Genomic DNA, 11,320 nt, shown 5'->3' with positions numbered 1-11,320 from the left:
GGTATGGGGCGACCTAGCATGCGGCAACGGGACCGCTTTGCCGAGCCATTCGGAGTCGCCCCCCATGAAGCCTCATCGCAGGATCCGCTCGTCCCCCACCATGAGCCCGAGCCCAGGAATGAGCCCCCCGCTGCGGGGCGGACTGGCCGTCGCGGCACTGGTCCTCATTCCTCTGCTCGCCGTCGCCGGGAGCGACGGCATGCGCACCGCGTTCGACTTCACCACCGGCGTCCTGACGCTGGTGTCGCTCACCGCGGCGGTCGCCTGGGGCCTGCTGGCCACCGACCGGCTGTTTCTCTCGACCCGTCAGCGGCTGCTCTGCCAGGGCATCCACCGGGCCTCGGCCGTCGCCTCGCTGGGCTTCCTCCTGCTGCACGGCACCGTGAAGATCGCCCTCGGACACGTCGGCCTGATCGGCGCCCTCATTCCCTTCGGCACCGGTGTCGGCGGCACCGCCGGTCTCATCGGCTTCGGCTCGCTGGCCGGACTGCTGATGATCATCGCTGCCGCGACCGGGGCGATGCGCAGCGCCTTCGCCACCCCGGGAAGGATCGCGGGCCGCTGGCGCGCACTGCACGCCCTGGCCTACCCGGCCTGGTGCTCCGCTCTGGTGCACGGGCTGTACGCGGGCAGGCAGCCCGCGACCTGGGTCGTCGTGATGTACATGCTCTGCCTGGCGGCGGTGGCCGGCGCGCTCGGCCTCCGTCTGCTTCCGCCCCCGGCCAAGCGCGCGATCACCGACCGGATCTCCGCCCTGATCAGCCCGGACGTGCCCGTGTCCGCATCGGACCCGGTCATACGCTCTTCCCCGCCGCCCGGCTCGGAACACCTGCCTCCGCGGATCTCCAGGGGCCTGCCGCCCGAGGCTCCCGGCTGGGGCGAGGACGACCACGGGGTGCGCGGCACCCCGGTCCGCTCCCGGACGCTCGCCGGCGCCGCTCAGCCCGCGGTGCCACCGTACGTACCACCGGCGTACGAACCCCGGCTCCAGGGACAACCGCAGTACGGGCAGGCGGAGTACGCGCCTCCGGGTGCCCCGGAGTACGCCCCGCGGGGGTACGAGCCCCCGCCTCCCGGCTCCGGGCGGCTCGCCCCCGGTCCTGTCGCGGCCCCCTCGCCGTCGGCGGGCCCCCGGCAGGGCATCTCCGCCGCGTACCGGGCCGTCTCCCGGCCCTCCGTACGGCCGCAGGAGCGGACGGCGGACGACCTCTGGCCCGCGCCCTCACCCGCGCCTCCCGCGCAGGCGCTCAGGCCCACCTACGCCGCTCCCCCGCCTCCCACGCCCGACCAGGAGACCGAACAGTTGCCGGGGCCGCTCTACCCGCCTCCGGCCGGAGCACCCTGGCACGCACCCGCAGGAGACCGACCGTGAACGCCCCCCTCCCCGATGTGCCCGAGGTCCGCGTCGTCGGGCTCCCCCAGCTCACCACCGGCTTCGACCTGGTGGAACGCCTCGACCTCGCCATGCATCTGAAGGTGCACGGCCCTCTCGAGCCGATGACGGGCGAGCGGCTCGCCGAACTGGCCGAGGCCATCTCGCTGCGCGGCCGCGGCGGCGCGGGCTTCCCCTTCGGGAAGAAGCTCCGCGCGGTGGCGAAGTCATCCATACGCCGCGGGGTCCGGCCCGTGGTGGTGATCAACGGCAGCGAGGGCGAACCGGCCTGCCGCAAGGACACCGTGCTGCTCAACCGCGCTCCGCACCTCATCCTGGACGGCGCGCTGCTGGCGGCGGAGGCGCTCGGCGCCCGGACGCTGGTGGTGGCCGTCACACGCAACTCCACGGAGATCTCCGTGCGCTCCGCCCTGGCCGAGCGCGGTCTGTCCGACCGGCGCGGACAACATCTGCGCGCCCGTGTCGTGCGTACCCCGGAGCGCATGGTCTCCGGTGAGGCCTCGGCGGTCATCAGGGCGGTGAACGGCGGCCCGGCGCTGCCGCCCGGCCGCCGCGAGCGCGCGGCGGAGTCCGGGGTGGCCGGCGCCCCGACGCTCCTGTCGAACGCGGAGACGTACGCACAGCTCGCGGTCGCCGCCCGGATCGGCTCCCGCCGCTACGGACACACCGGTCTCGCCGACGAGCCGGGCACCGTCCTGCTCACAGTCTCGGGGGCCGTGGCGCGCCCGATGGTGATCGAGGTGCCCACGGGAGTACCCCTGCGTTACGTCCTTCAGCTGGCCGGAGCCCCTCCACTGCCCCAGGGCGTCCTCACCGGCGGCTATCACGGCAACTGGATCGACGCGGTCGCCTCGCACGACGCCATGGTGTCCAGGGCCTCCCTGGCCGCGGCGGGCGGCGCGCTCGGCGCGGGCGCGATCCTGCCGATCGGGCCGGAGACCTGCCCGATCGGCGAGTCGCTGAGGATCGCGAACTGGCTGGCCGCCGAGACCGCGGGCCAGTGCGGCCCGTGCAAGCTGGGGCTTCCGGCCGCCGCGGGCGGCCTGTCCGACGTGCTGAACGGCGGTGGGCCGGCCGCCCTGGAGGCACTGCGCGAGGTGACCCAGGCCGTCAAGGGCCGCGGGGCGTGCAAGCATCCGGACGGATCGGCGCGCTTCCTGGCGTCCACTCTCTCGGCGTTCACGGACGACCTGGCCGCGCATGTGCTGGACGGCGGCTGCGGGCGGGAGACGCTCGGGGTGCTGCCCCTGCCCGCAGTCGGCTACGAGGGCCTGGACGAGTCCATTCCCAGCGGCGAGAAGCTGGCGGTGGACTGGACGCTCTGCCAGGGGCACGGGCTGTGCGCGGACATCGTGCCCGAGCTGATCAGGCTGGGCCCCGACGGATACCCGGCGCTCGCGGACGCCTCCGTCCCGATGCACCTGCGGGGCCGTGCCCAGCGGGCCGTACGGCGATGCCCGGCGCTGGCCCTCCGTATCGAACACGCTCCCGCCGAACGGCCCTCGCTGCCGAGCGCGGAGCGCAGGGCCCTGGGCAGCGGACGGGGCTGATCCGGGGGCTCCGGGGCCGTCAGAAGCTGCCTCCCGGTCTTCCCCGGCTCTGCGTGGCGCCCCGGTCTCCTCCGGGGAGACGGAAAACACAACGAGAAGCGGGCCACCCGATCCGGGTGACCCGCTTCTTCACTGTGGAGCTAAGGAGAATTGAACTCCTGACCTCCTGCATGCCATGCAGGCGCTCTACCAACTGAGCTATAGCCCCGTGCTGTTTGCCACCCGGTTTCCCTGGCGACATCGAGAACATTACACGGTCACCCCGGCGCATCAAAAATCGTTTCCACTCCGCCCCGATATGACGGTCGAGCGACGCCCTGACCTGCGGCCCGCCCCTTCGCGACGGAGCTTCGTCAGGCAGTGGCGAAGGAGTAGAACCGCTTGAGCGTGCAGTGCTCCTCCAGGAGCCTGCCGTAGATGGGTTCCCCCTCGAGCTCCCGATAGGTCTCGATGGGGTCGCCTTTTATGATCAGCGCCCGCGCGCACTCCTCGCACCAGTACTGGAACTCCGCGTTGAGCGGGTCCATGTCCCTGACGATGGGCGTACCGCTGCCGCACCAGTCGCACTTCCGCCTGTGTGCACCCATGCGGTCAGCTCCGACTGTGGCCGCTGGCCGTACACGCGGAGGGATCCTCCTGCGGGCCGGCGGAGCCTCGGGGTGCGAGGGAGCGATGGGCTGCGGTGGAGATGAGACGCAGGTCCGGGACCCGTACGCGGCTCGCAGGCATCGCGCTCCCTCCCGATCGGTCCGTCGCCCTCCGGCGCTCCGATTCTGCCATGGCCCCGCAAGGAGGTCAGCCCGACGACGGGCCCGCGCCCCGGCTTTGTCCTGAAGGAACGGGCACGAGAGCGGCCCGTACGTCCACGAGGAAGGCCATGGAGCACCCCGGGAGCCCTTGTCCCGGACGGGCCAGGGCAGTTGGGGCGGGGTCGACGCGAGGGGCCGGCCGGATCCGCGCGACCGGCGGAAACCTGATCAGTACGCCCCACAGACCGGATCCGTACGACCGGGGGAACCGAGATGATCCGTACGACCGGCGGAACCGGATCCGTACGACCGGACAAAAAAGATCCCGCCCCCTGCTGGGGACGGGATCCTTGCTGTGGAGCTAAGGAGAATTGAACTCCTGACCTCCTGCATGCCATGCAGGCGCTCTACCAACTGAGCTATAGCCCCGCTGTTCGCTGTGTTTCCCCGCGTTTCCGCGCTGCGAACAAGAAGAACTTTAGCCTGCGACGAGCCGGAAAGTGAAATCCGGTCCCCGTCGCCCGGAGACGGGCTCCGGGCGCCCGCTAATCGTCGTCCCCGAGCACCGGTTCGGGAAGCGTGCCGGCGTTGTGTTCCAGCAGACGCCAGCCGCGCGCACCTTCGCCCAGCACGGACCAGCAGCAGTTGGAGAGCCCGCCGAGCCCTTCCCAGTGGTGGGCGTCGAGCCCGAGCAGACGGCCGATGGTCGTCCGGATCGTGCCGCCGTGGCTCACGACGACGAGGGTGCCCGCGTCGGGCAGCTTGCGGGCGTGCTCCAGCACGACCGGGGCGGCCCGGTCGGCGACCTCGGTCTCGAGCTCGCCACCGCCCCTGCGCACCGGCTCGCCACGCTTCCACGCGGCGTACTGCTCGCCGTACTGCCCGACGATCTCTTCGTGGGTGAGGCCCTGCCAGGCGCCCGCGTAGGTCTCGCGCAGCGCGGAGTCATGGGCGACGCCGAGGCCGGTGACCGAGGAGAGCTCGGCGGCCGTGGCCGCCGCCCGCCGCAGGTCGGACGCGACGATCGCGTCCGGCTGCAGCGAGGCGAGCAGCCGGGCGGCGCGGCGGGCCTGCCCGACGCCGACCTCGGTCAGCTCGATGTCCGTGGAACCCTGGAAGCGGCGCTCCAGATTCCACGCCGTCTGGCCGTGGCGCCAGAGGACGATCCTGCGGCCCCTGCCGCTGCTGCTGCCGTTCAGCTCAGCTCACCTTCCGTGCCGCCGTTGAGCTGGGCGTGCTCCTCGGCCTTGCCCCGGGTCTTGACCGCGTCCTCGGGGAGGGCGATCTCGGGGCAGTCCTTCCACAGTCGCTCGAGCGCGTAGAACACACGCTCCTCGCTGTGCTGGACGTGGATCACGATGTCGACGTAGTCGAGGAGGATCCAGCGGGCGTCGCGGTCTCCCTCGCGGCGCACCGGCTTGGCGCCGAGCTCCTTCTGCAGCCGCTCCTCGATCTCGTCGACGATCGACTTGACCTGGCGGTCGTTGGGAGCCGAGGCCAGCAGGAAGGCGTCGGTGATAGACAGCACGTCGCTGACGTCGTAGGCGATGATGTCGTGCGCGAGCCGGTCGGCGGCCGCCTGAGCGGCGGCGTTGATGAGCTCGATGGAGCGGTCCGTGGCGGTCACATGCAGGCTTTCGTCGGCGGTCAGATCAACCTCTAGGGTCTCACGGACCGCCGACAGCCCTTACTCCCTAAGACGTCGACTGCGTCGGGATCTCGTAGTTCTGGCCGAGGATCACGGAGACATCGGCGTTCGCAGCGGGCTTGCCCTTCTTCACGGAGGTCGTCGGCAGGCCCAGAGTCTTGGCGATCTCCTCCGCCTTCGCCTTGTCCTCGGCGGTCGCGTACAGGATCTCGGACGTCGCCTCGGTGTCGGCCTTGCCGCTGTCGACGAAGGAGTACCCGCCGTTGACCAGCTGGATCCTGGCCGCCGAGGTCGCGTTCGGGTCACCGTGGGCGTTCTTGACGCCCACGCGTACGGCCGCACCCTGTTCAGGGGCCTTCACCGCACCGCCCAGGATGTCCTTGACGACCTTCTCGGTGGCCTCGTCGGTGAGCGTTCCGTCGGCCTGGACCGGGAGCAGCTCCGTCTTGTAGTCGCCGACCTTGGCGTGTCCGGCGAGTTTGGCCAGGGAGGCGCCCAGGTCCTGCTCGGGCAGGGACGGGTCGAGGATCTGGGCCAGGGTCTCGACCGTGACGGTCGCGGCCTTGGGGTCCTCCGACATCTTGCGCAGCACACTGCGCATGACCTGCCCGAAGCGCGTCAGCTGCTTGGTCTCGGCCTCCCCCGGGCCCCGGTAGGTGGCGTACGCGACGGCCATCGGGCCGCTCAGCGTCTGCGCCTCGCCCTTGCTCACGAGGGGCGAGGCACCCTTCTTGGTGTCGGGCACATCGGTGTCGGTGTCGACCTCGATGTTGCCCACGAGCTCGACGAGGTTCTCGAGATACGGGGTGTCGAGCCGCCAGGTGCCGGTGATGCTGGTGCCGAGCAGGGTGTCGATCGCCTCGCGGGTGCCGGTCGACCCGTCGTCGTCGACGGACTTGCCGAGGGTGGTGGTGGATCCGTCGTCGGATGCCACGGCGAGCGAGTTGGGGAGCAGAATCGTGGTGCCCTGCTTGGTGGTGACGTTGTCGACGAGCAGCGCCGTGGAGGTGCCGCCCTTCTTGGTGTTGTGCAGATGGACGACGATGACGTCCCGCTTCTGCGGGCCGGTCGCCGAGGCGTTCCGCTCGTCCTGGCTCGAGACTCCGGGGATCTTGCCGGCGAACCAGAGGTAGCCCGCGCCGCCGACGACGACGAGGGCCACGACGACTATGAGCGCGACCATCCGGTTGTGGCCGCGCCGCCGGGCTTCCTCGCGCCGCTCGCTGCGGCTCTCGGTGAATTTCAGCCAGTCGATGACGTCTTCGGAGTCCTCGTCGGGCTCCTCGATGAACGAGAACTGCTCGGTGCCGTAGTCACGGTCGCCGCGGCGCTGTCCGGGAACGGCGGCGTCGGCGGCCGGTTCGGGCTCACGGCGCGGCTCCGGGACGGGCGGTGCCGTGGCGGGCGCCGCCGCGGGAGCCTGGGGGGCCTGGGGGGCGTTCCACTGCTGGGCGGTGTCGTCCACGGCCGGCTGCCGGCCCGTGTCGTAGCCGTACGTCCCGTAGCCGCCGTCGTCGTAGCCGTAGCCCTGCGGCGTCTGCTGGGTGGGCTGACCGGCGTAGGGGTCGTACTGCGGCTGCGTGCCGGCGTACGGGTCGTAGCCGTAGCCCTGCTGCGACTGCGTGTCCTGCTGGGGCTGCTGGTCGTACTGCTGCCCCTGCTGCTGATAGACCGGCTGCCCGTACGCGTCGTAGCCGATGATCTGCGGCTGCTCCTGCCGGTACGGGTCGTACGGGTTCTGTCGGTCGTTCACAGGTGCCCCTCTCCGTGGCTCATTCGCCGCGGTACAGCTGGCGCTTGTCGATGTAACGGACGACACCGTCGGGCACCAGATACCAGACCGGCTCACCCTGCGCGACCCTCGCACGGCAGTCCGTGGACGAGATCGCCAGCGCGGGAACCTCCACCAGCGAGACGCCGCCCTTGGGCAGTCCGTCGTCCGTCAGCAGATGACCCGGCCGGGTCACGCCGATGAAGTGGGAGAGCGAGAAGAGCTCCTCGGCGTCACGCCAGGTGAGGATCTGGGACAGGGCGTCGGCGCCGGTGATGAAGAAGAGGTCCGCGTCGCCGTGGACGGTGCGCAGGTCCCGCAGCGTATCGATCGTGTACGTCGGTCCGCCACGGTCGATGTCGCTGCGGCTGACGGAGAACTGCGGGTTGGACGCCGTCGCGATGACGGTCATCAGATAGCGGTCCTCGGCCGGGGACACCTGCTTGTGGCTCTTCTGCCACGGCTGTCCGGTCGGGACGAAGACGACCTCGTCGAGCTTGAACTGGGCGGCCACTTCACTGGCCGCCACCAGGTGTCCGTGATGGATCGGGTCAAACGTCCCGCCCATCACGCCGACTCGGCGCTTGCCGCTGCCGGCAGGCAATTTCTGCTCTCCCATGCGTGCAGACCCTACTGGTACAGCTGTTCGCCTCCGCCTCAGCGGTCCCGGTTGAAACGGGTGGTGATCCAGAGCAGGAGGAGCAGCGCAAGGAGCGCGCCGCCACCGGTGAGGTACGGGCTGAGGCTTTCGTGGTTACCACCCTGCTCGCCTTCCGAGGCGAGGGTGACCAGCTGGTGCGCGGTGCTCGTGAGGCTCATCTTCTGCAGGACCTATCCATCGGGAATCAGGAGGGAGACGTCGCGCACATCGTATGCGGGCGCCCCGGGCACGCTCACGCCGACTCAGTCGTTGTTGTCGTCGTTGCGGTATCCGCGCAGCAGGAACCAGGCGAGCAGCGCCGCTCCGACCAGCGAGACGAGCAGCACGATGCGGAGCGTGTCGCCCGGCCCCTGGTCCTCGGACACGGCGGCGAGCAGTACGGCGGTATGCGGCATTCCGGGCGCTCCTCAAAGTTATCCACAGCCCCCCGCACACCGTAGCGCCAGCGCCTACGCTGGCTTGTCAGGGGGACGAGCTACGTCTCGTACGAACAGGGGGCTTCCATGACCGACACCAGTCACGAGGGCGTGCCGAGCAGGCACCGCAAGCGATTCCCGGGCATCTCGTCGCGGGCGTACGAACACCCGGCGGACCGTTCCGCCCTGGTGGCGCTGCGCAAGCTGACCGGTTTCGACACCGTGTTCAAGGCGCTGAGCGGGCTGCTTCCCGAGCGCAGCCTGCGGCTGTTGTTCCTGTCGGACTCCGTCCGGGTGAGTGACGCCCAGTTCACCCATCTCAACGACATGCTGCGCGACGCCTGTTACATCCTGGACCTCGAGAAGGTCCCGCCGATGTATGTCAGCCAGGACCCGAAGCCCAACGCCATGTGCATCGGCCTCGACGAGCCGATCATCGTGGTGACGACCGGCCTGGTGGAGCTCCTCGACGAGGAGGAGATGCGGGCCGTCGTGGGCCACGAGGTGGGCCACGCTCTCTCGGGCCACGCGGTGTACCGCACGATATTGCTCTTCCTCACCAACCTCGCGGTCAAGGTGGCGTGGATCCCGCTGGGCAATGTCGCGATCATGGCGATCGTGACGGCGCTGCGCGAGTGGTTCCGCAAGTCGGAGCTGTCCGCCGACCGGGCGGGGCTGCTGGTGGGCCAGGATCAGCGCGCCTCGATGCGCGGGCTGATGAAGATCGCGGGCGGCAATCACCTGCACGAGATGAATGTGGATGCCTTCCTCGCCCAGGCCGACGAGTACGAGAAGGGCGGCGACCTCCGCGACTCCGTGCTCAAGATCCTCAATGTGCTGCCCCGGACACATCCGTTCACCACGGTGCGGGCGGCCGAGCTGAAGAAGTGGTCGGAGACCCGCGACTTCCAGCGGATCATGGACGGCCACTACCCCCGGCGGGACGAGGACAAGGACACCTCGGTCACGGACTCCTTCCGGGAGTCCGCCTCGCACTACGCGGACACGGTGCGCACCAGCAAGGACCCGCTGATGAAGCTCGTCGGCGACATCGCGGGCGGCGCGGGCGACCTGGGAGGCAGGCTCCGGGGCAGGTTCACCGGCGCGGGCGGCGGCTCCAACGGGGGCGCGGGCGGCAAGGGAGGTGCCGCGACCGGCAAGGACGGCGGCACATCGTCCTCGGACGCTACGGACGGCTCCGAGGGGACGTGGCGGCGTCCGGGCCCTGAGGAGGAGGGGCAGTAGGCGGGTCGCTGAGCGCCAGCGTGCCGCAGAGCCCGGCCTTGGGCATGCCCGTGGCGTAGGGGTCGGTGCCCGCGGGACCCCGGGGGTCGGCCCGCTCGCCGGCGAGCAGCGGACGCAGCGCGCCCGCCGTGTCGGCCGAGCACGACTGCGGCCCGGCCTGGACATAGGCGTTGCGGACCTCCAGCCGGTGCAGCCGGATGTCCTCACGGTCGAGGAGGAAGTGGAGGACGCGGCGCACGGTGAACAGCGAGGCGCCGTCCGCCCGGTGGGGGCCGGACACGGCGGGCCTCAGCGTGTAGGTGAAGGTGTGGTCGGATACCACCTCCAGGGTGTCCGCCCCCGCCTCCGAGTAGGAGAGCGTGCCGTGGACGCGGACATCGGGGGCGGCCAGTTCCACATCGGCCGGGTCGAAGCGGACCAGCCAGCCGGTCGCGGTGTGCTCGCCGTCGTCGGCCGGTGAGTCCATGCTCCGGTCGAACTGCGCCGTCTGGTCCGGATCGAGCAGCCGCCCGACCGGCCGGACGACCCCGCCGGTGAGCACGTCCGGGTCGAGCGAGGAGTTCACCAGGTAGTCCTTGACCGTGGTCAGGGCGATGGTCACCTGGCTGTCCGAGAAGTTCTTCGTCCTCCGGACGGTCGGCAGGTTGATGCCCGAGGCACCGGAGCGGTACGCCGCCACGGGGTCGTCGGCGAGGAGCGACTCGGCGGTCCCTCCGGGTACGGGGCCTTGGGGGGCCAGCGGGACCACAGTCGTCTGAAGCGGCTCGGCACGTCTGCCGACGGGCGTCGGGTAGGGGTTGCGGAAGCCGATGTAGACGGCGGTGGCGAAGGCCAGGACGATCAGGACGACGAGGGCGATGCCCGCCCTGGAGCGGTGCCGTCGGGTGCCCCGACGGCCGGGGAGGGAGCGTACGGCGCGTGCGTGATCGCCCATCCGCTCCTGGGCGGAGAACTCCTGCAGCCGGGCAGCGCGGACAAACGATTCGTCGAAGACGACCGAGCGGTATTCGTCCTCCCCGCCCGAGGGGTTCTCGGGCGGACCTTCCGGCGGTTTTCCGCGGCCTGTCATGACTTCTCCCGATCCTCCGCGCCACCGGCGAGAGCTGGCGCTGGGAACCGCCTCGGCCGCTTGGCCTCGGGCGGAGCTGTCCGTCACGGGTTCGACGCATGGACACGTGGCTGCCCTCTCCCCGGGGACGGGGACGGGGAGGAGGGATCACAGGGTCATACCTTGAGAGTGGGTCGATCGTCATCAAGGTAAACGCCCCGCAGGTGGGAGCGCAGGTGGAGCGCGTCCAGGCGGCGTGCGCCCGGGCGCCAAGGGGCCGGGGTGCCGGCCCGGAGGATGCGTGCTTGCCCCGAGGGCGCGTGTTGCCCGGGGGTGCGTGCTTGCCCAGGGGCGCGGGCTTGCCCAGGGGCGCGGGCCCGGAGCGGGCTGCCGGAAGGGCCTCGGCCCGAAGCGGGCTCGCCCCGGAGCGGGCTCGCCCGGGGGTGCGTGCTCCGAAGGGTGCTGCCCCGGCGGGCGCCTGCCCGGAGCGGGCTTGCCCGGAGGGCGCGGCCCGGGGCTACGTGACGGCCTGGAGGGTACCTGCCCCGGAGGGCGTCGGCCTGGGGCTACGTACCGGCCCGGGCGGTGCTCGCCCGGAGCCCGCTTGACCCGGGGCCGTACCGGCCCAGACGGAGCTCGCCCGGAGCGCGCTTGGCCCGGGCCTACGTACCGGCCCGGAGAGTGCCAGCCCGCGACTACGTACCGACCCAGACGGTGCTCGCCCAGAGCGTGCCTTGCCCGGGGCTACGTACCGGCCCGGAGAGTGCCAGCCCGCGACTACGTACCGACCCAGACGGTGCTCGCCCAGAGCGTGCCTTGCCCGGGGCTACGTACCGGCC

11 protein-coding genes and 2 tRNA genes are annotated in these 11,320 nt (G+C 71.1%); 3 read left to right on the top strand and 10 right to left on the bottom strand.

Translation table 11 applies throughout. The features are described 5' to 3' along the window. Positions 1-118: 118 nt before the first annotated feature. Positions 119-1,372: a hypothetical protein gene (locus ACWCQM_RS05740; protein ID WP_450914068.1), complete on the top strand. Its 1,254-nt coding sequence runs from the start codon at positions 119-121 to the stop codon at positions 1,370-1,372. Continuing rightward, the gene (locus ACWCQM_RS05735; protein ID WP_450914067.1) at positions 1,369-2,943 is read left to right on the top strand and encodes an NADH-ubiquinone oxidoreductase-F iron-sulfur binding region domain-containing protein; all 1,575 of its coding nucleotides are present in this window, start codon (positions 1,369-1,371) and stop codon (positions 2,941-2,943) included. Before ACWCQM_RS05740 ends, ACWCQM_RS05735 begins: the two co-directional genes overlap by 4 nt. A 135-nt stretch (positions 2,944-3,078) precedes the next feature. Here ACWCQM_RS05735 and ACWCQM_RS05730 read toward each other — a convergent pair. From ACWCQM_RS05730 to ACWCQM_RS05690, 9 genes are all read right to left on the bottom strand, one after another. Next, a tRNA-Ala gene (locus ACWCQM_RS05730) sits at positions 3,079-3,151 on the bottom strand. A 145-nt stretch (positions 3,152-3,296) separates the two neighbouring features. Next, entirely contained in the window at positions 3,297-3,530 is a 234-nt protein-coding gene (locus ACWCQM_RS05725) for a hypothetical protein (protein WP_450914066.1), read from the bottom strand. A gap of 518 nt (positions 3,531-4,048) precedes the next feature. Then, positions 4,049-4,121 (bottom strand) — tRNA-Ala (locus ACWCQM_RS05720). Between the two features lie 116 nt (positions 4,122-4,237). Beyond that, entirely contained in the window at positions 4,238-4,891 is a 654-nt protein-coding gene (locus tag ACWCQM_RS05715) for a histidine phosphatase family protein (RefSeq protein WP_267077936.1), read from the bottom strand. Beyond that, a complete protein-coding gene (gene rsfS, locus ACWCQM_RS05710) occupies positions 4,888-5,319 on the bottom strand; it encodes a ribosome silencing factor (protein ID WP_267075766.1) in 432 nt (143 codons plus the stop codon). The genes ACWCQM_RS05715 and rsfS overlap by 4 nt, the downstream gene beginning before the upstream one ends. A gap of 67 nt (positions 5,320-5,386) precedes the next feature. After that, on the bottom strand, positions 5,387-7,093 hold the full coding sequence (locus ACWCQM_RS05705; RefSeq protein WP_450914065.1) for an LCP family protein: 1,707 nt from the start codon (positions 7,091-7,093) through the stop codon (positions 5,387-5,389). A 19-nt stretch (positions 7,094-7,112) separates the two neighbouring features. Beyond that, positions 7,113-7,730: a nicotinate-nucleotide adenylyltransferase gene (gene nadD, locus ACWCQM_RS05700; RefSeq protein ID WP_450914064.1), complete on the bottom strand. Its 618-nt coding sequence runs from the start codon at positions 7,728-7,730 to the stop codon at positions 7,113-7,115. Between the two features lie 38 nt (positions 7,731-7,768). Next, positions 7,769-7,930 (bottom strand): hypothetical protein, encoded by a 162-nt coding sequence (locus ACWCQM_RS05695; RefSeq protein ID WP_450914063.1) that lies wholly within the window; start codon positions 7,928-7,930, stop codon positions 7,769-7,771. A gap of 84 nt (positions 7,931-8,014) precedes the next feature. Next, positions 8,015-8,167 carry a hypothetical protein gene (locus tag ACWCQM_RS05690; protein WP_198959664.1) on the bottom strand — a complete coding sequence of 51 codons (153 nt, stop codon included), beginning with the start codon at positions 8,165-8,167 and terminating at the stop codon, positions 8,015-8,017. Positions 8,168-8,275: 108 nt separating this feature from the next. On the opposite strand from ACWCQM_RS05690, the gene ACWCQM_RS05685 reads away from it, so the two are divergent. Then, positions 8,276-9,433, top strand: coding sequence for a M48 family metallopeptidase (locus ACWCQM_RS05685; RefSeq protein ID WP_450914062.1), 1,158 nt, complete (start codon positions 8,276-8,278; stop codon positions 9,431-9,433). Here ACWCQM_RS05685 and ACWCQM_RS05680 read toward each other — a convergent pair. Further along, positions 9,375-10,502, bottom strand: coding sequence for an SCO2583 family membrane protein (locus tag ACWCQM_RS05680; RefSeq protein WP_450914061.1), 1,128 nt, complete (start codon positions 10,500-10,502; stop codon positions 9,375-9,377). The genes ACWCQM_RS05685 and ACWCQM_RS05680 overlap by 59 nt on opposite strands. Positions 10,503-11,320 lie beyond the last annotated feature (818 nt).

The sequence above is a fragment of the Streptomyces sp. NPDC002125 genome, from assembly GCF_053593715.1.
Note: the sequence above shows the minus strand (reverse complement) of the source record. Positions and strands in the feature narration are given on the sequence as shown.